This is a genomic window from Streptomyces sp. NPDC001480, from assembly GCF_042894725.1.
GTDB lineage: Bacteria > Actinomycetota > Actinomycetes > Streptomycetales > Streptomycetaceae > Streptomyces.
In genome coordinates this window covers 165,708-183,756 of record NZ_JBIAVX010000012.1, presented here as the reverse complement: position 1 = coordinate 183,756, position 18,049 = coordinate 165,708, and the positions used below count along the sequence as shown (strand labels likewise).

At 72.9% G+C, this 18,049-nt stretch carries 20 protein-coding genes; 8 read left to right on the top strand and 12 right to left on the bottom strand.

Annotated elements, in window-relative coordinates:
* The first annotated feature begins 79 nt into the window (after positions 1 to 79).
* Positions 80 to 658 carry a TetR/AcrR family transcriptional regulator gene (locus ACFY01_RS29220; protein WP_390738738.1) on the top strand — a complete coding sequence of 193 codons (579 nt, stop codon included), beginning with the start codon at positions 80 to 82 and terminating at the stop codon, positions 656 to 658.
* A 9-nt stretch (positions 659 to 667) separates the two neighbouring features.
* Here ACFY01_RS29220 and ACFY01_RS29215 read toward each other — a convergent pair whose 3' ends face one another.
* The 11 genes from ACFY01_RS29215 to ACFY01_RS29165 all read right to left on the bottom strand — a co-directional run bounded on the left by ACFY01_RS29215 (position 668) and on the right by ACFY01_RS29165 (position 9,815).
* Positions 668 to 2,500 carry a GMC family oxidoreductase N-terminal domain-containing protein gene (locus tag ACFY01_RS29215; RefSeq protein ID WP_390738737.1) on the bottom strand — a complete coding sequence of 611 codons (1,833 nt, stop codon included), beginning with the start codon at positions 2,498 to 2,500 and terminating at the stop codon, positions 668 to 670.
* Positions 2,497 to 3,906, bottom strand: coding sequence for a hypothetical protein (locus tag ACFY01_RS29210; protein WP_390738736.1), 1,410 nt, complete (start codon positions 3,904 to 3,906; stop codon positions 2,497 to 2,499). The genes ACFY01_RS29215 and ACFY01_RS29210 overlap by 4 nt, the downstream gene beginning before the upstream one ends.
* Positions 3,903 to 4,589, bottom strand: coding sequence for a FadR/GntR family transcriptional regulator (locus ACFY01_RS29205; RefSeq protein ID WP_390738735.1), 687 nt, complete (start codon positions 4,587 to 4,589; stop codon positions 3,903 to 3,905). Before ACFY01_RS29205 ends, ACFY01_RS29210 begins: the two co-directional genes overlap by 4 nt.
* A gap of 86 nt (positions 4,590 to 4,675) precedes the next feature.
* A complete protein-coding gene (locus ACFY01_RS29200; protein ID WP_390738734.1) occupies positions 4,676 to 5,473 on the bottom strand; it encodes a hypothetical protein in 798 nt (265 codons plus the stop codon).
* 11 nt (positions 5,474 to 5,484) lie between these two features.
* Positions 5,485 to 6,372: an XRE family transcriptional regulator gene (locus ACFY01_RS29195; protein ID WP_390738733.1), complete on the bottom strand. Its 888-nt coding sequence runs from the start codon at positions 6,370 to 6,372 to the stop codon at positions 5,485 to 5,487.
* Positions 6,369 to 6,590: a hypothetical protein gene (locus ACFY01_RS29190; RefSeq protein ID WP_390738732.1), complete on the bottom strand. Its 222-nt coding sequence runs from the start codon at positions 6,588 to 6,590 to the stop codon at positions 6,369 to 6,371. The genes ACFY01_RS29195 and ACFY01_RS29190 overlap by 4 nt, the downstream gene beginning before the upstream one ends.
* A 125-nt stretch (positions 6,591 to 6,715) precedes the next feature.
* A complete protein-coding gene (locus tag ACFY01_RS29185; protein WP_390738731.1) occupies positions 6,716 to 7,369 on the bottom strand; it encodes an HAD family hydrolase in 654 nt (217 codons plus the stop codon).
* A gap of 53 nt (positions 7,370 to 7,422) precedes the next feature.
* The gene (locus tag ACFY01_RS29180; RefSeq protein ID WP_390738730.1) at positions 7,423 to 8,187 is read right to left on the bottom strand and encodes a YqjF family protein; all 765 of its coding nucleotides are present in this window, start codon (positions 8,185 to 8,187) and stop codon (positions 7,423 to 7,425) included.
* A gap of 62 nt (positions 8,188 to 8,249) precedes the next feature.
* Positions 8,250 to 8,477, bottom strand: coding sequence for a hypothetical protein (locus tag ACFY01_RS29175; protein WP_390738729.1), 228 nt, complete (start codon positions 8,475 to 8,477; stop codon positions 8,250 to 8,252).
* Positions 8,464 to 8,718 (bottom strand): DUF6400 family protein, encoded by a 255-nt coding sequence (locus tag ACFY01_RS29170; protein ID WP_390738728.1) that lies wholly within the window; start codon positions 8,716 to 8,718, stop codon positions 8,464 to 8,466. Before ACFY01_RS29170 ends, ACFY01_RS29175 begins: the two co-directional genes overlap by 14 nt.
* 107 nt (positions 8,719 to 8,825) lie before the next feature.
* The gene (locus ACFY01_RS29165; protein WP_390738727.1) at positions 8,826 to 9,815 is read right to left on the bottom strand and encodes an SMP-30/gluconolactonase/LRE family protein; all 990 of its coding nucleotides are present in this window, start codon (positions 9,813 to 9,815) and stop codon (positions 8,826 to 8,828) included.
* Positions 9,816 to 9,947: 132 nt separating this feature from the next.
* On the opposite strand from ACFY01_RS29165, the gene ACFY01_RS29160 reads away from it, so the two are divergent.
* From ACFY01_RS29160 to ACFY01_RS29130, 7 genes are all read left to right on the top strand, one after another.
* The gene (locus ACFY01_RS29160) at positions 9,948 to 10,388 is read left to right on the top strand and encodes a MarR family winged helix-turn-helix transcriptional regulator (protein ID WP_390738726.1); all 441 of its coding nucleotides are present in this window, start codon (positions 9,948 to 9,950) and stop codon (positions 10,386 to 10,388) included.
* 186 nt (positions 10,389 to 10,574) lie between these two features.
* Positions 10,575 to 10,916, top strand: coding sequence for a DUF485 domain-containing protein (locus ACFY01_RS29155; RefSeq protein WP_390738725.1), 342 nt, complete (start codon positions 10,575 to 10,577; stop codon positions 10,914 to 10,916).
* Positions 10,913 to 12,523 carry a cation acetate symporter gene (locus ACFY01_RS29150; protein WP_390738724.1) on the top strand — a complete coding sequence of 537 codons (1,611 nt, stop codon included), beginning with the start codon at positions 10,913 to 10,915 and terminating at the stop codon, positions 12,521 to 12,523. Before ACFY01_RS29155 ends, ACFY01_RS29150 begins: the two co-directional genes overlap by 4 nt.
* A gap of 191 nt (positions 12,524 to 12,714) precedes the next feature.
* Entirely contained in the window at positions 12,715 to 13,911 is a 1,197-nt protein-coding gene (locus ACFY01_RS29145; RefSeq protein ID WP_390738723.1) for a PP2C family protein-serine/threonine phosphatase, read from the top strand.
* A gap of 51 nt (positions 13,912 to 13,962) precedes the next feature.
* Positions 13,963 to 14,814, top strand: a complete 852-nt coding sequence (locus ACFY01_RS29140; RefSeq protein ID WP_390738722.1) for a PaaX family transcriptional regulator C-terminal domain-containing protein — start codon at positions 13,963 to 13,965, stop codon at positions 14,812 to 14,814.
* A gap of 197 nt (positions 14,815 to 15,011) precedes the next feature.
* Positions 15,012 to 16,616 carry an MFS transporter gene (locus ACFY01_RS29135; RefSeq protein WP_390738721.1) on the top strand — a complete coding sequence of 535 codons (1,605 nt, stop codon included), beginning with the start codon at positions 15,012 to 15,014 and terminating at the stop codon, positions 16,614 to 16,616.
* 201 nt (positions 16,617 to 16,817) lie between these two features.
* A complete protein-coding gene (locus ACFY01_RS29130) occupies positions 16,818 to 17,012 on the top strand; it encodes a hypothetical protein (protein ID WP_390738720.1) in 195 nt (64 codons plus the stop codon).
* A 98-nt stretch (positions 17,013 to 17,110) separates the two neighbouring features.
* On the opposite strand, the gene ACFY01_RS29125 is transcribed toward ACFY01_RS29130, so the two are convergent.
* Positions 17,111 to 17,911 carry an SAM-dependent methyltransferase gene (locus ACFY01_RS29125; protein WP_390738719.1) on the bottom strand — a complete coding sequence of 267 codons (801 nt, stop codon included), beginning with the start codon at positions 17,909 to 17,911 and terminating at the stop codon, positions 17,111 to 17,113.
* Between the last annotated feature and the right edge of the window lie 138 nt (positions 17,912 to 18,049).

The following is an 18,049-nucleotide window of genomic DNA, read 5'->3' as shown; positions in this document are numbered from 1 at the left end:
TCCGCTACTACGGAGAACCTAACGGACAGCTGTCCGCTTAGCAAGGACCGGGTTCGGCCACGGACCCCGAGGAGGACAGGTGCAGGAGAAGAAGGAGGCGCCCCTGCGCTCGGACGCGCAGCGCAACCGCGAGCGCATCCTGGAGGTCGCCCTGGCCGAGCTGACGCGGAACGCGGACGCCCCGCTGAGTGTGATCGCCAGGAAGGCGGGCGTCGGGCAGGGCACGTTCTACCGCAACTTCCCCAACCGCGAGGCCCTGGTCCTGGAGATCTACCGCCACGAGATGCGGCAGGTCGCCGACAGCGCGGCCGAGCTGCTCCAGGACCGGGCGCCCGATCAGGCCCTGCGCGCGTGGATGGACCGGCTGGCCGGGTTCGCCATGGCCAAGGCCGGCCTGGCCGACGCGATCCGTCAGGCGACCAGCGCGCCGGGGAGTCCCGGCAAGCCGGCCCCCACCCCGGTGACCGCCGCGGCCGAACTCCTGCTCCGTGCCGCCGAGAAGGCCGGCACCATCCGCCCGGGAGTGACCGGGGCCGACTTCCTCCTCGCCATCGCGGGTCTGTGGCAGATCGACCCCACCGACGACTGGCGGTCACGTACCGACCGGCTCCTGGACCTCGTCATGGACGGCCTGCGCGCGGGAGCGCCGGGGCGGTGACCACCGCGGTCACGACCCCAGGTGCGTCTGGGTGACCGCCAGGGCCGCCGCCATGACGGTCAGCTGCGGGTTCACCTCGGGACAGCCGGGGAGCACGGACGCGTCCGCCACCAGCACCCCCTCCACCCCGCGGAGCCGTCCCGTCGCGTCCGCCGGGAACCGCTGCGCGTCCGCGCCCGCGGCGACGGTACCGGTGGGGTGGTACGCCGACAGATGGAGCTGCCGGGCACCGGTGCCGGCCAGCACCGCGTCCAGTTGGGCGAGGCTGCGCACCCGGGGCGTGGCGGTGATGCCGGTGAGCACTTCCTCGGCGCCCGCGGCGAAGAGCAGTTCGCCCATGGCACGCACCGCCCGCATCAGCCGGCCGGCGTCGCGGCGGTCGAGGTCGTAGCGGAGCAGCGTGCGGTCGCGGCCGAGGACACGGCCGGAGGGCCGGTCGGCGATCATCGCGCCGAGGGTGGCGAGCCGGTGGGCGTCCTCCAGTTCACCGCGCAGTTCGGCGCCGAGTCCCGGCAGTACGAAGGAGCCCATGCCCGGCGGGGTGGCGGTGGCTTCGATCAGGACGCCCGCGTGGTGGTGCTCCTCCACGCCGACGCTCTGGAGCACGCCCTCCCAGGCGGTGACCGGCTCGGCGAAGCGCCCGGCGACGCTCGTGGCCGGGTGGACGCTGAGGTTGCGGCCGAGCCGGGGATGCCTGCCGAGGCCGGAGCGGCGCAGCAGCGGCGGTGATTCCAGGGCGCCCGCGGCGACGACGACCAGGGGCGCGAGGATCTCGATCCCGCCGCCCTCCCGGTGTACGCGCACGCCCGCCGCACGCGGCCCGCCCGGCCGGTCCGTGTCGACGAGGACGCGCTCCACCCGTGCTCCGCTGACGATCCGGGCCCCGGCGGCGCACGCGTCGGGCAGTACGGAGAGCTGCACGCTCTGCTTGGCACCGGTCGGGCAGCCCACGACGCACTGGCAGGACCCCTTGCAGCCGGGCGCGTTGCGGCGCAGGGGCGCGGCCCGCCAGCCCAGTGCGCGCGCCCCGTCGAGCGCGGTCCGGCCGTTGCCGCCGAGGACGTCCAGGGGCTGGGCGGCCACCCGCAGGGTGCGCTCCACCTCGTCGAGACGGCTGCCGAAGCCGTCGGCGGGCGCGAACCCGAACTCTGTGCTCCAGCGGGCCAGGACGTGGTCCGGAGTGCGGTAGCAGGTACCGGAGTTGACGACCGTGGTGCCACCGACGGCCCGGCCCACCGGCAGCAGCAGCGGGGGGCTGCCGAGGGCGAAGGTCGCTCCCCCGTTCCGGTAGAGCTCGGCGAAGCGCTCCAGCGGGGTGCGGCGGCCGAACCAGTCGGTGCAGTGGTGCCGTCCCTCTTCGAGGACGACGACGTCGAGTCCGGCCCGGGCGAGGGTTCGCGCCGCGACGGCGCCGCCCGCGCCCGAGCCGATGACGACGGCGTCGGCCGTCGAGCGCGCGGGCCACTGGGCGGCGGGCGTGCAGTCGAGCGGCGGGTCCTCGCGCGCGGGCCGGCGCGCCGGCAGTCCCTGCTGGAGCATCCGCTCCGTCCCGGCGGCGAGCAGGACGGGCACCTTGACCACGTCCAGCAGCGCCGCCAGGGCGGGCCGCGCGCCCAGTGACCCGAGTACCGACTCGCGCTCGGGCCCGGTGAGCGCGGCCGGCCCGCGTCCCGTGCGGAGCCTGGCGTAGGCGTCCAGCCCGCGTGCCGCCGCGCGTACGCCGGCCCGGGCGGGCAGCGGCATCGAGGCGAGGACCGTCTCCAGCCTCGCGGGGACGCGTGCGGGCCAGTCGGCGGTGCCGTCGTCGGCGATGAGGGCGGCCACCAGACCGGTGAGGCTCATCGCGTGCCCACCTCCGCGTGTGCCGTGCCGTCGAGCGTCCACTCGGCCTCGGTGCGCCAGCCTCCGAACCACCAGCGCTCCAACAGGACGTGCGCGTCGGCGCGTTCGCTGTTGCGGCACAGGGCGTGGGAGCCGTCGGGATCGGTGTAGTCCAGGGTGAGGGTGCGGTCCGCGGGCTGGGTGACCGCCACGCGGATCCGGCGCGGTCCCGCACGGCCGGTGACCGTCCAGGTGGGCAGGTCGATGGCCGCGCGGAAGCGGCCGGGTCCGGCCCAGCCGACCGCCGACCGCTCGGGGCGCCGCGGCCAGGTGCGTCCGCCGCGCAGCAGGCGCAGGAAGACCAGGGGCGGCAGTCCGCGCAGGCCCGGGCGCGTGGCGACGGCGGCGACGATCTCCAGGACGTCCCCGCCGCCGAGGTCGGCGTGCAGCCAGGCCCAGCGGCGGGCGTTGCCGTGACCGTGGATCCGGGCGGAGGCTCCCGGAGCCGCGGTGAGCGTCAGCGTCGTGCCGTCATGGGTGAACGTTCCGTCGTAGCGGGCCCGCGCGGCGGGGAGCATGTGGGCCGCGGGCAGCAGGGGGCGGCGCCAGGACCAGCGGGGGAAGGTGAACAGCGGCCCGGCCAGGGGCTGTTCGGTGAGCTGCCAGCGCAGGGCGCCGTCGTCCGCCGAGCCGGTGAGGGTCCCGGGTCCGGCCGTGACCCCGGCGGCGCTGAACCCGGCCGCCCCGGTGGCCCACTCGGCGGGGCCGAAGCGGGCGTGCCGTACGGGTCCGTCCTGGGGGAACACGGCGGCCCAGCCGTGCGCGTACGGCGCGGAGCCGTCGGCGGGTGCGGTGAGTTCGTGGTGGAGCCAGAGCCCGCTGCCGGTCGCCGGGTCGGTGACGGTGGTGTACCAGACCTCGGTACGGCCGGGTTCGCCGCGCAGGCGCGGGGCGAGATACCCGGCCGGGTCCTCCCGGCGCGGGAAGCGGAAGCTCGCCAGGAACGGAAGGAGCCGCGTGGCGACGGGAAAGCGGAGCGTCCCGGTGCCGATCCGCGCGCCGTTGTCGTACAGGGTGTACGGCAGCACGGTCATCGAGGCCAGCGGCCTCAGCGGTGTCACGGACTTCCAGCCGTCGAGCGTCAGCCGGCGCCCGTGCGCGGTGAACGCCAGGCGGTAGCGGATACGGCGTCGCGCGAGCGGCGAGATCTCCAACTCGCCCTCGGTGTCCGGGTCGTCGGCCCAGCCCTCGATCCGTGTCCGGCCGGTGGCGCGGGCCTCGGTCGTGCCGGTGACCCGCAGGATGCCGTCCGCCGAGACCCTCAGGTCCAGCCGTACCCGGCGGGTGCGGTCCTCGTCGTCGAGCCGCAGGGTGCCGAGCATCGTCTCGCTGAAGACGGTGCCGCGGGCCGCGGTGTCCGCGTTCATGCGAGGCCGTCCAGCATGATGCGCTCGGTCTCGGTCAGATACTCCTCGGCCGCCAGCCGGGCGGCGGCCCCGTCGCCGGCCTCGATCGCGTCGACCACCGGCTCCAGACGGCCCCTGGCCGCCCCGGCGTCCGTGAACGGTCCCCTGAGCGCGGCGCGCACCGGCACGTAGGCGTTGAAGAGGGTGTTGGTCAGCAGCACGTAGACCCGGTTCCCGGTGGCGCGGGCCAGGGCGCGGTGCACCTCGATGTCCGCGAGCTGTACGGCGTCGGCGTCCGCCGCCTCCCCGACGGCTTCGAGCAGCCGGCGCAGTTCGGCGCGTTGCCGGCCGGTCGCCCGGGCCGCGGCCCGTTCGGCGATCAACGCGCCGATGCCGCGCCGTACTTCGAAGATCTCCCCGATCCAGTCGGGGCTGTGCCGTACGAGCATGGGCAGCAGATCGGCCCCGCCCAGGCGCAGGTAGTCGCGCACGCGGGTGCCGACCCCGTGCCGGGTTTCCAGCAGTCCCGCCTGCACGAGGCGGCCGAAGGCGTGCTTGAGGGTGGTGCGGGTGACGCCGTAGCCGTCGGCGAGCCGCCGTTCCGGTGGCAGGTAGCTGCCGGCCGGGTGGCGTCCGGCGAGGATGTCCTCGCGCAGACGGCTCTCCAGGACATCGACGATGGTCTCGCGGGGCAGTGCCTCCACGCCGTCCTCCCCAGTGGCTGAGTGGATGAGCCACTCAACCAGTCGGGGGTGCCGTAGTCAATGGGCCGGTGTGCGACGCGAGTTGCTCAGCCCTCGGCCGCGTCCACGGTGGCGCCGCGGCCGACTTGTTCCGGGCGGGTGGGAAGGGCGGGGTTCAGCACGCGGGCCGGCCGGCGCCGCCAAGGGGGTGTGGCGGAGAGGATGAAGCTGACGCGGTCGGCGAACCGGGGTTCGGGGACCGGGATTTCGACGCCGGGGTGGCGTGCGTAGCCGTGGGTGACGGCGTGGGCGACGTAATTGGTGATGGCGTCGGCCCGGTGGGTGCGCGGGCGCGGGCGCGCTGTGTTCAGGCGGTTGAGGACGCGCAGGACGGTGGGGACGCTGGCGTCGAAGCGGAACTGGTCGTGGGGCGGCCAGGCGCCGGTGACGGTGAGCGTCTCCGAGTCGGTGACGGACTCGAGGCCGGTCTGGTCGTACCAGAAGCCGGCCGCGTGGGCCTCGCCGCGGGCGAGGTGGTGCAGGGACAGGCAGTAGGCGGCCGGGGTGTGGCCGGCGCCGGCCGCGTACTGCCACCAGAAGCGGGAGCCGTCGTCGATCCCCGCGAGATGCAGCGCGCAGCCCAGCAGCCAGGCCCCTTCGGGCTCGGGGAGCTGGTCGGTGAGGAATTCCAGGGCTCCGGGGGCGGCGGTGGTGACGACTGCTTCGCACAGGGTGTGCAGGTGCTGGGCGGCGCGGTCGTCGGTGTCCGCGCCGTCGGGGCGCGGGGTGGCCGGGTCGTGGGTGAGGTCGGGGTAGGTGCAGTCCTCGTAGGGGACGGTGTCGGGGTGCACCTGTGCGTCGTGGTGCAGGCGGGCGCGGGCCAGGAGCTGGTCGATGGCGGTCATGGCGGGTGGGTTCACTCCCGGGGACTGTAGGGGCGGAGGAGGTCTTCGAGGGCTGCGCGGGCGTGGTGGTCGACGGCGTGGCAGATGGCCGGGCTCAGACCGAGGACGTCGGGCATGTCGTCGGGGTGCATGCCGCACAGGTAGCGCAGCACGGCGACGTCCATCTGGTCGTGGGGCAGGCGGCCGATCGCGTCGAAGAGGTCGACCAGTTCGGTGAGGATGATGAAGTGGCCCGGCGTGCTGTCGCGGACCTCCGCCGTGGAGAAGACGGCCGGGCGCAGGTCGGGGTGGCCGTCGTGGTGGCGGTCGGCGCGGGCCATGACCCGGGAGCGCAGCAGGCGCCAGGCGTAGCGGCGGATGTCCGCGCTGGTGCCGGCCTCGCTCCAGCACAGCCACAGCAGGTCGAAGGTTTCTGCTACGACCCAGCGGGCGCGGTGGTCGGTGAGGAGGAAGGCCCGCGTGTAGTCGGTGTAGGGCGTGCGCAGGGCCTCGGTGAAGGCCTGGTGGGCGACGGGCGGGTGTTCGGGTTCGAGGGCGACCTGCTGTATGCAGTGCTCGATCCAGCCCGGTTCCTTCCGGGCCTCGCGCGCGGCCGCGGTCCACAGGCGGCGCATCGGCTGGACCGGCAGGCCCAGGGCGCGTATGACGCTGAAGGTGATCTCCCAGGCGGGGTAGTAGCCGTTGCCGCGCAGGAGTTCACTGATGCGGGTCTTGGAGTAACCGGAGCGGTCGACGAGGTCGTTGAGGGTCAGGCCGCTGGAGAAGAGGAAGCTGCGGACCGGCTCCAGCCAGGCCCGGTGCGACAGGCCGGCGGCCTGGGAGATCGGGGCCGGCTTGCGGCCCCGCTTGCCGCCGGTGTCCGGTGGCGGAGGCTGGTCCGCGTCGGGGGTCCAGATCATCGGGGCGGCTCCTGTCCCCCGACGGCGGTGGGGCCGGGCTCGGCCGGCGGGCGGGACCCGTCCGGCGCGGTCAGGGCCTGGACGATCTGCTGCACGAGCAGGCCCAGGGACGGGAGCAGGGCGGCTGCCGCGGCCACCTGCCCCAGCGCGGTCATCACCGTGCTCCACGTGAGGACCGCCACCAGAACGGCGACGGTCACCACCTTCTTACTCGACATCGCACTCGGTTTCTGTGAGCAGTTCACACACCAACAGCCCCTGCATGCAATGCCGTTGCAGCACCACCAGCAGGGCGACGCCAGCATGGCCCGAGATCCGCCCAGTACGCCACGTGATCATGGAGTTACGGAACAATGGCCTCGATGACCCGGTCGATCGCCGTGGCGACGTCCCCGGCGACATGGGTGGGCCGGTAGGTGACCTGGGGCCACGGCCGCCCGTTGGAGACCCATACGCTGCGCAGACCGAGCGCGTTCGCGCCCGCCACGTCGGCGTGCGGGGAATCGCCGACGACCCACGCGCCGGTGAGGGACGCTCCGACGGCATGCGCCGCGGCGTGGAAGATCTCCGGTGCGGGCTTCTTGTGACCGACGCCCTCGGAGATCACCCATCCCTGGACGAGCCGGTCGAGTCCGGTGCGGCGGATCTTCGCCTCCTGCTGGCCGGTGCGGCCGTTGGTGACGATCACGCAGGTCAGGCCGCCGGCCCGGGCCCTTTTCACGGCCTCGCGGGAGGAGTCGGTCAGCACGACACGGTCGGCGGCGCCATGGTCCAGCAGGGAGTGGATGGCCCGGGCCGGCACCGAGTCCCCGTATCGGCCGGTCATGGCCGCGGCGACATCCCGGCGGGCGGCGTAGCCGCCGGCGTCGACGGTCGTCACCCACGTCAGATCGGTGTCCGGCAGGCGGTGCTCGGCGAGGAACGCGGCGACGGCGTCACGGAAGGCCGCGTCCCGGTCGACCAGCGTGTTGTCGAGGTCCAGCATCAGCAACGTCATGAACCCACCGAACCACTGCTCCCGTCACGTCACAGGTCTCGGACCGGGGCGTTTCAGGGGGTGGGGATGCCCGCCGGACGCAGCGGGCCGCCGAGGCGGACCGGTACGCCCGGGGAGTACAGCACGCTGACCGGCGCGTCGGCGGGCGCCGGCAGACCGGCGGCGGCGAGCAGGTTCTCCTCACAGCCGAGCAGCTCGGCGCGGTACAGGGGCCAGCGCGGGTGGTGGTTGGGCAGATAGGAGGCCCCGCCGAAGAACGAGTTGTGCATGCCCCAGCGGGCGGTGAGGAAGTGTTCCAACTGCGTCGGCCGCTCGATGCGTTCGCCCCTGCGTACGGTGATGCGGCTGTACGCGCCCCGTGGGCCGGGCCAGCGGCGGGAGCTGGTGTAGGTGACGGTGTCGTCGGCGGCCCGGACTCTCATCCGTGACCAGAGGTAGGGCAGCCGGAAGCCGACGCGCCCCATCACCACGGGGATCAGCCGTGCGGCGTCCATGGACCGGAAGACGACACCGCGCCGGCCGTGCGCGTCGACGGAGTACAGGCGCACGTTGGTTTCCGGAAAGGACCCCAGGTACGGCACCCCGGGCAGCCGCAGCCACCCGACCCGGTGCATGCGGAAGGCGACGAGTCCGACGTAGGTGACCCCGTCGTGCGTGTCCGGAACGGTTCCGCCGGGCAGGAGGCCCGCCACCACGTCCGGTGCGACGGCCCAGTGCACGAAGCACAGGTCGAGCCATTGCTGGGTGACCAGGGGGGGGCGTATGCCGGTCGGGGCGTCGGGGGTGATGGGCGTCGGCTCCTGCACGGGCCCAAGCATGGCAGAGGCACCGGCACCGGCGGCGTGCGGACGGTGTGCTGCCCCTGGGAGCGGGCTGTGCGCTACCCCTGGGAGCGGGTGGCGCCGAAGTTCGTCTCGTGCGACCAGATGTGGGTGCACGCCGGGCACTGCAGGTGCAGGATGCTGCCGGTGTTGGAGAGCAGGTAGCGCCAGTGCCGGGAGCACGTCTGACCCTGCTCGCACATGGCGCACCCGCGGTGGTCCGCGCAGTTCGGGCAGTCCACCCAGGCCCGGCGGCCGATGTCGGCCTGCGGGTCAAGCGGCAGCATGGCCGCCTCCTCGCCGCGGGAGCACACCGGCCGCGACCAGCTCGTCGTACAGGCGCTGCTGCTCCTCACTGAGGCCGGAGTACAGCAGGTCCTGCGCCTCCTCCTCGCCGCGCAGCGCCGCGGCCGGGTCCCAGTCGGGGCCCAGAGCGGCCATGACGTGGGTCCGCCGGAGCATTTCGTGCGAGCTGAGGTCGACGGCGAACTCGGCCGGTGCGGAGCTGTCGGAGTCAGGGGAGGACATACCACCGAACCTAGGAAAGCCCGGCGGGCGGGGCAAGAGCAGGTGGGAGAAGTCACAGCAGGTCAGCGACTCGCCGGCACCCGGCCCGCCCCGGCTCGGGGCGGCCTTCAGATGCCGGTGACGGACGCCACGGTGAACGGCGTCTCGGGCACGCCGGGGCCCATCGGACCGCCCTTGTCGAACTGGGACCGTACGACCAGCAGCCGCCCCCGGTCGCGGACCAGCGTTGTCGGGATCTGCAACGCGCTGTCGGTGAAGCGCCGCTCCAGACGCGCGGAGGTGCCGTCGGCGGACAGCTGCCAGCGGGTGAGGGTGTTGACGCTGTTGTGCGCGGCCCACAGCGTGCCGTGCGCCAGCTCCAGGCCGTCGCCGTGCGTCAAGTCCCCTCCGTACAGGGTGACTCGGCGGACCGTGCCGGTTGCGGTGTCCACCTGGTACAGGCCGCCGCCGGTCATGTCGACGACGTACAGCCGGCGTCCCGCCCGGTCCACGACGATGCCGTTGAGGGTGATCGCGTCGGGGGCCTGCGGGTCCTTGACGGCGGTCAGGTCGTAGGCGGGGACGAGCGTCCCGCGTCCGTCGCGGGCCGCGGCGGCCAGCTCGGCGGGGGTGACACGGTAGACGACCGCGCGGGTGCTGTCGGTGAGGTAGGCCGTCCCGTCGGGGGCGAGGGCCAGGTCGTTGACGAAGCGGGGCGCGTCGCCGGGGACGTCGAGGCGGGCGATCAGGCGCCGGGTGCGCGAGTCGTAGACGCCGGCCCCGGCGGTCGAGTCGGTGACCCACAGCCGGCCGGCCCGGTCGGCCTTCAGTCCGTTGGCGGTGGTACGGCCGTCCGTACCCGCGGGGAGGAAGACCTCGGCGGTACGCCGCCCGGGCGCGGCCCGGTAGACGGCGCCCGTGGTGTACGAGCCGACGTACACGTCCCCGGTCCGCGGGTCGAGCGCGATGCCCTCGGGGTAGGCGCGGTCGCCGGGGAGGGCGAAGGCGGTGGAGACGCGGGGTGCGGTGGCCGCGTGGGCGGCGGGTGCGGCGGCCGTGGACACGGCCAGGGCGGCGGCGGAGGCCAGGAACGTGCGGCGGTGCATCGAACGGGACACGGTGGTCGACGCCTCTCGATTCGGCTACTCACAAGTTGACGTACATGAATGTAGATTAGAGCTCTAATGCTCGTCAATGTATTAACGAATGCAAGGGCGTGAATCGATGGATGCTCCCGCTACCATGCGTGCATGACGTCCATGCCCGCCTCCGAGCGTCTCGGCTCCCATCTCAAGCGGGCCGAGCAGGCTCTCAACGCGACCAAGAACGCGGTGCTGAGACCAGCGGGCGTGACGGTCGCGCAGTACGGCGCGTTGCTCCACCTCTCCGCCAACCCCGGCATCTCGGCCGCGGCCCTGGCCCGGCTGTGCGGGGTCACCCCGCCGACCATGAACACGGTCCTGAAGAACCTCCAGGACCGCACTCTGATCGAACGCACCCCGCACGAGTGGCACCGCAACGTCCTGGAGACCCGCCTCACCGACGAGGGCCGAGCCGTCCTGGCCGACGCGGACGCCCGCGCCGTACGCGTGGAACGCGCCCTGGCGGCGGAGTTCACCGAGGAGGAGCGGGCGGCACTGGAGTCCCTGCTCGCCCGCTGCGTCGGCTTGCTGGAGCGGGAGCGGCCCTGACGTCCGGCGGGGCCACCGCTCACCGGCCTCATCCGCCCCTGAGGCCCCATCGGACACATGGGCAACAATCGGACTTCCGGCCCTCCAGGCCGTCTACCAGGCAGTTCCGGAAAAACCCTCCTCGTCGTACGCACGGCCGAATAGCGTGCGAGGACCCGAGCCGCTCCCCCCACCTGGAGTTCCGGAATGCCCCACGGCGATGCCCATGCCCATGCCCGGCCGCACCACGGCGACCTGCGGCGGCTACGACGCAGGTACCGATTACAGCGCCGGGTCACCACACTGCTGGCCCTCGGCTACTTCACGGCCTTCCTGATCCTCTCCGCGGGAGAACCCGCCCTCATGGCCCGCCCGCTCCTCGGCGGACTGCCGACAGGGCTCGTCCTGGCGCTCTCCCACGTCCCCGTCACCTGGCTCGCCGTGCTGCTGTACGAACGCACCGCGCGGCGCTACGTCGATCCCCTGGCCTTCCGGGTCACCCGGCACGCGCCGTGGGCCGCCGGGACGGAGCGGGAGCGGCTCCCGTGACCGGCTTCGGCGAGACCGCCCAGACCTGGTCGCTGGTCGCCTTCTGCACCGCCGTCACGGTGACCCTGCTGCTGTGTGTGCTCACCGGCCCGGACCACGACGACCTGGACGAGTTCTACACCGGATACCGCTCACTTTCCCCTTTTCGCAACGGACTCGCGATCGCCGGGGACTACATCTCCGCGGCGACCGTGCTCACCATCGGCGGAGTCATCGCGCTGTGCGGCTACGACGGTGTCGTCCTCGCCGTCAGCACCCTGCTGTCGCTTCTGGTCCTGATGTTCCTGCTGGCCGAACCGCTGCGGAACACGGGCCGGTTCACCATGGGGGACGCCCTGGCCAGGCGCATGCCAGGACGGTCGGTACGGATCGCCTCCTGCGCCGTCACCATCGCGTCGCTGGTGCCGATGATGCTGGTCCAACTGGCCAGCACGGGGCAGCTGCTGGCGTTCATCCTCGGCTTCTCCGGCACCGCCATGAAGACCGGCTGCATCGTCGGGGCCGGTACCCTGATGATCGTCTACGCGGCCATCGGCGGAATGCGGGGCACCGCGCTGCTGCACATCCTGAAGATCGTGGCACTGCTGGGGTCCGGTGTCGCCATCGCCGTACTCGTACTGCGTACCTTCGACTTCAGCCCCGCGGCCCTGTTCGGTGCCGCCGCCCACCGGAGCGGGGCGGGCGGGGCGTTCCTGCGCAGCGGCCTCCAGTTCGCCGGCGGCCCCCATCCGCGCCTGGACATGGTGAGCACCCAGTTCGCCATCGTGCTCGGCGGCGCCTGCCTGCCGCACGTGACCATGCGCATGTACACCGCCGACAGCGCGCGCCAGGTGCGACGGTCGATGTCCTGGGCGGTGTCGTCCGTGGCCCTGTTCGTCCTCGTCATCACGGTGATCGGGGTCGGAGCGACGGCTCTGGTCGGCCGCACCGGCATCGCGGCCGGGGACCCTCGCGGCAACACCGCCTATCTCCTCGCGTCGCGGGCGGTGTTCGGCGAGCACGTGTCCCGCCCCGAGACCCTGCTCTTCACCGCGGTCACCACCGCGATCTTCCTCACCCTGCTCGCCTCGGTCGCCAGCATGACTCTGTCCTGCGCCAACTCCCTGGCGCACGACGTCATCGCCTCCCGCCGCTCCGGGACGGCCCCGCCGCGGGAGGCGGCCGTCGCGCGGCTCTCGGCGGTCGTGGTCGGCGCTCCGGTGATCGTGCTCGCGGCACTCGTCCAGCAGCGCAGCCTGCAACCGCTCGCGACGCTGTCCTTCTGTCTGGCGGCCTCCGCCATCGCGCCCGCACTCGTCTACAGCCTGTTCTGGCGCCGCTTCACGCGCACCGGCCTGCTGTGCACCCTCGTCGGCGGCACCGCGGCGGTACTGGTCCTGATGCCGGGCACCAACCTGGTCTCCGGCTCACCCATGGCGGCCTTCCCGGACGCCCACTTCAACTGGTTCCCGTTCACCACCACGGGCCTGGTGTCCATTCCGCTCGGCTTCGCCTTCGGCTGGCTCGGCACCATGCTGCCGGGGCGGCGCGCGCGACAGGACGCACGCGCCCGGTACGAGGCCGTCGAACCCCTGATCCTCGCCGGACCGCAGCGCAGACTCCCGTGACGGTGGGGGGCGGGCCGTCGAACATGCCGTTGAGTGGAGCAATGACCGGCGTGCCGGGACGCGGCACCGCAGGCTGGACCTCTTGTGGAGATCGTGTGCCAGGAGTCCCGTGTGCGCAGGCCGCATGAGCCGAGCCGTCAGGCATGTCGTCCGCCCGCCGACCCGAGGGCAGCCGCGTCCGGGAGCGCCGGGTGAGGCACGGGCATACCTTCCGCGCGGCCCGTCACGAATGGCCTGCGGGCAGCACGGCGCGGACCCGGCTGCCCTCTCCCCCGGCGTGGCTGCGCCGGCTTCCGGTGCTGTACCTGGCGGCCGTTCTGCTGATCGAACCCGCCACGCCGGTGGAGTGGCCGGTGAGCTTCGCGCTGATCGCCCTGCCTCTGGTGGCCGCCTTCGCCCACGGAGCCGTCGTCGTCGGCTGCACCACGGTGTTCGCCGTCCTCTTCCAAGGTGTGCTGGCCGGCACCCCCTGCTGTGCCGGCCGCTCCGTCGGCTACCTGTGGGACCGCCACTACGTGGCCGCCTACGTGTGCACCGCCCTGGTGGGCGCCCTCGGCACCGTCCTGGCCTCCCACCGCATCTGCCGGGAGCGCACGCTCGCCGATGTGCGCTTCGTGGCCGACATCGCCCAGCGCGTCCTGCTCAGACCCGTTCCGCACCGGATCGGCGACCTCCGGCTGGAGAGCTTCTACCTCTCCGCCGCCGCGGAGGCACGCATCGGCGGGGACCTGTACGAGGCCGTCCCCACCGCGTACGGAGTCCGGCTGCTCATCGGGGACGTCCGCGGCAAGGGTCTCCTCGCGGTCGAGACCGCGGCCGCGCTGCTGGGCGCGTTCCGCGAGGCGGCCCACGACGAACCCGGCCTTCCCGCGCTGGCCGAGCGTCTGGAGACGAGCATGTCCCGCAGGGCGACGCAGATCGCCGGGAGCGAGATGAGCGAACGGTTCGTCACCGCCGTCTTCGCCGAGCTGCCCGCCGACGGCCGCCTCGTCCGCGTCGTCAACTGCGGCCATCCGCCCCCGTTGCTCATCCGCTCCGACGAGGTGCTCGAACTCGACCGGGGCCGGTCGGCTCCGCCGCTGAACCTCGGTGTGCTCGTGGGCGCCCCGTTCCACGTCGACACCTACCCCGTCCGCCCGGGCGACCAGCTCCTGCTCTACACGGACGGCATCACCGAGACCCGCGACCCGGCCGGCTCCTTCTACCCCCTGCTCCAGCGCCTGCGCTCCTGGGGCCCCTTGCCACCCGCGGACCTCCTCGACCGCCTCCACCAGGACCTGCTCGCCTACAGCCACAACCGCCTGGAGGACGACACCGCCGCCCTCACCGTCTGGCTCCCTCCCGACACCCCGGCCACCGGACCGGCCGGGGGCGGTGGTCCGGAGTGACGGCGGGGGCCGCCTCGGCGGCGCGGGGCGGCATGCCTCTAGGCTTGGCCCGTGACCAGCTTCGATCAGGCCGGCAGCGCTCCCAGACCGCAGTCGCTGATGCTGAGTTTCTTCGGCATCCACGTCCTCGGCCGGGACACCGCCCTGTCGTCCAGCAGCCTGATCGACGTGTTCGCGCGGGCCGGGATCACCGAGGAGGCCGTACGGTCCACGCTCACCCGGATGGTCAAGCGCGGTCTGCTCGAGCGGCACCGGCGGGGCCGCAAGACGTACTTCGGCCTGACCCCGCGTGCCGTGGGTGTCCTCCAGGAGGGGCACGACCGGATCTGGCACACCGGGGCGGTCAACCGGACCTGGGACGGCACCTGGACCCTGGTGGGCTTCTCGCTGCCGGAGGCCTGGCGCAGCGAGCGGCACGATCTGCGGTCCCGGCTGGTGTGGAACGGGTTCGGCCCGCTCCAGAACGGTCTCTGGGTGGCACCCGGCACGGTGAACGTGCCCGAGGTGGTGGCGGAGCTCGGCCTCGACTCCTACCTGCGGGTGTTCCAGGGGGCCATGGCCGGCGCCCCGACCGAGGCGCGGACCGTGCTGCGGACGGCCTTCGACGTCGAGGCCATCGCCAAGGGTTACGAGGAGTTCCTCGCCCGCTGGGGCGCGGATGCCGACGCTCCCGACCACGATGACGAAACGGGCGCGCTCGTACGGCAGTTGTTGCTGCACACCGACTGGCTGGGGCAGGTGCGCCAGGACCCGCACCTGCCCGCCGAGCATCTGCCCGAGGACTGGCCGGCGGGCCGGGCGGAGCAGTTGTTCCAGACGTTGGCGCGACGCTACGACGGGCCGGCCCGGCGGCAGGCGGCCGACACCTTGGACATGATCACCCTGGGCGCACCTCAGGAGTAGGTCCCCGCGCACGGCAACCGGGCCCGCAGCCGACTTCAGGCGCGGGCCCGCGTCGGCATGCCCGCGAACCGACGCCGACCGGATCACACGTCGATCGACATTGGGCACTCTATTGACCGTGGTCGAAAATCTGCCCTACATTCACGGCACACCCGCCGCTCACCCCCGCACACCCGCCGCTCAAAGGGGAGCCACACGTGTCCACTACAACGACCACGCACTCCGATGCCACCGTCCGCGGACCGTCCCAGGGGCTGCCCGTCGGCACCCTCGTCGCCGGCTGTTTCGCCGTCTGCCTGGCCCAGATCGCCCTGGCGATGCCGGCCACCCTCAACGGCCTCTTCCAGCAGGACCTGCATCCCATAGGCTCACAACTGACGTGGATCTCGGACGCGTTCCTGCTGCCCGTCACCGTCCTGGAGCTGACCTTCGGCGTCCTCGGCGACCTCTTCGGACGCAAGCGGCTGCTGGTCGGCGGTGGCGCCCTGCTCGTCGTGGGTGAGGCCGTCGCCGCCGCGAGCGGCGGCATCCACATGCTCTGGGCCGGGCAGATCATCGCCGGTCTGGGCGCCGCGGCCCTGTTCCCGACCTCGCTCGCCGTGATCGCCGCCGGAACGCACACGGCCCGTGACCGCGCCCGGGCGATCACCATGTGGGCCGCCGCCCTGTCCAGCGGCGGATTCGTCGCTCCCGTGCTCGGGGGCATCACCGGCAACTACGGTTCCTGGCGCTGGGCGTTCGTCGTCGTCACCGCGCTGGCGCTGATCAGCACGGTGCTCAGCCAGCTGCTGGCACAGAACTCCAGCGCGCCCGAGGGGCGTTCACTCGACCTGGCCGGGCAGATCACCATCGGCGTCGGCATGTTCGCCCTGCTGTACGCGGTGATCCAGGGCCCGACGGACGGCTGGACCGCGACACCGGTGGTGATCGCGTACGTCGTGGCAGCGGTCTTCATCGGGCTGTTCCTCGTCGCCGAACGGCGCGCCGCCTCCCCGCTGCTGCGCCTGGACCTGTTCACCAACCGGGCCTTCGCGGTCGCTTCGTTCGTGGCCGTGGTCGGCATGTTCAGCTACCTGGGCACCGCCTACGCCACCAGCATCCGGCTAGGTCCGATCCAGCACCAGAGCCCGCTGCGCGGCTCCTTCGCCTTCATCCTGCTCAACTGCTGGACGCTGCTGCTGATGCCGCTGATCTCGCGGCTGCTGGAGCGGGTGAGCGCACGCTGGGTGCTCGGCTCCGGGCTGGCGCTGATGGCCGCGGGAGACTTCGCCGCCGCCACCCTGTCCGTCGACGACCGTGCCCTCACCTCCCTCATCCTCCCCATCGGCCTGGTCGGCATAGGTTTCGCGCTCACCGTCTCCTCCATCACCGCGACGGCCGTCAACACGGTGGAGGTCCACTACGCGGGCATGGCCAGCGCGTCGACGAGCCTGCTGCGCGACTTCGGTTTCACTCTCGGCCCCGCCGTCATCGGGGCGATCGCGCTCAGCCACGCGGCCGACGAGTTCAACCGGAAGCTGGCCGCCTCCGGCCTCGGCGCCCAGGTCAAGGCGGCGGCCGGCCAGGTCGCGGCCGAAGGCGGCCCGCTCGCCGTCAACTCGGTCCCTCCCACGTCCCCTCCGGGAGGCGCCGCTCCCCTCGCCCTGGAAGCCCTCGGCAACGGTTACACCATCGGCTACGTCGTCTGCGGCATCGCCGCCCTCGCCTGCTGCCTCCTGAGCCTGGTCGCTCTGCGCGGCAAGGGCGGCGAGGAACAGACCAAGGCCGGCATCACCGAGGAGCAGCAGCCCTCGGCGGCCTGAACCGACTTCTCCGGTACGAGGTTCTCCCCGGGCCTGTCGCGCGAGCTCGCAGCGCTGCGCGATCCGGAGTCGGGCACCGCGCGCTTCGGGCGCGCGGTGTTCACGAATGCCGTCTTCGAAGGCGAAGAGGGCGACGTCCTGTTCGACCATGCTGCCTTCGGGGCCACATGTGAGCCGGACACACCGCGGAGCGCGTCGCCGGTGAACCCAGAAGAGTCGCGGGCGGTGAACCACGCCATGCCGACCCCGTACACGGATTGGCTGATCCTGACGTGGCGGGCGACCAGGGCACGCCCGGCGGTGACGACCGGCTGCTCGGCGCGAGCGGTACGGGCGTACTTGGACAGCCGGGACCTGACGGCGGTGTTCGCCCCTCCCGGGTACGACTCCCGCTGACGTCGCCGCGAGTCGGGTGACGGGTGTCCCCTTCGTCGGCTACGCGCGCAACGAACGGCGGGCCACGCTGCTGCGCGCCGAGGGCGCGGACCTGGTCGTCACCTCGCGGCCTTGCGGGCCACGCCCCCGTAGAAGCCGATCTCGCCGGAACGGGGCGGCGGCGGGGTGTCCGGGCGCCAGAACGGGACCTGGGCCAGGCCGGGTTCGAGCAGTTCGAAGCCGTCGAAGAAGCGCTCGACCTCGGCGCGGGAGCGCAGGTTGAGGGTGGCGGTGGCGTTGTTGTAGACGGCCTGGGCCCCGCTGCGGTCGGCGAAGTCGCCCGTGGCGTGCGACAGCACCAGGAAGCTGCCGGCCGGCAGCGCGTCGCGCAGGGTGGCGACGATCTGCTCGGGCTTCTCGGCGTCGGTGAGGAAGTGCAGGACGGCGACGAGGAGCAGGGCGACGGGGCGGTCGAAGTCGATGACCTGGCGGACGTCGGGGTGCTCCACGACGGCCCGTGGGTCACGCAGGTCGCCGAGCACGATGCTGGTCGTGCCGGAGCGGCTGAGCAGCGCGTTGCCGTGCGCGCTCACGATCGGGTCGTTGTCGACGTACGCCACGCGCACGTCGGGCGCCGTCTCCTGGGCGATCTCGTGCACGTTCGGCGAGGTGGGCAGCCCGGTGCCGATGTCGAGGATCTGGCGGACGCCGCTGCCGACCACGTACCGGACGGCCCGCCGCAGGAAGGCGCGGTTGGCCCGCACGCCGATGCGCACCTCGGGTGCGGCGACGGCCAGTGCGTCGCCGGCCTCGCGGTCCACGTCGTAGTTGTCCTTGCCGCCCAGCAGGTAGTCGTAGATCCGCGCAGGGTGGGGCCTGCTGGTGTCGATCTCCTGCGTGTGGAAGCCGTCCTGCGTCACCCTGCGCTCCTCTCGACGGACCGCTGCCACGGCCCCCTCGCCCGCGAACGGGACACGACAGTTTCCCACATCAACTACCAGGCTCATGCCGGGAGTTCCCGGGAACCATCGGGCGCTCCCGGGAGTTCCCGTGACCGT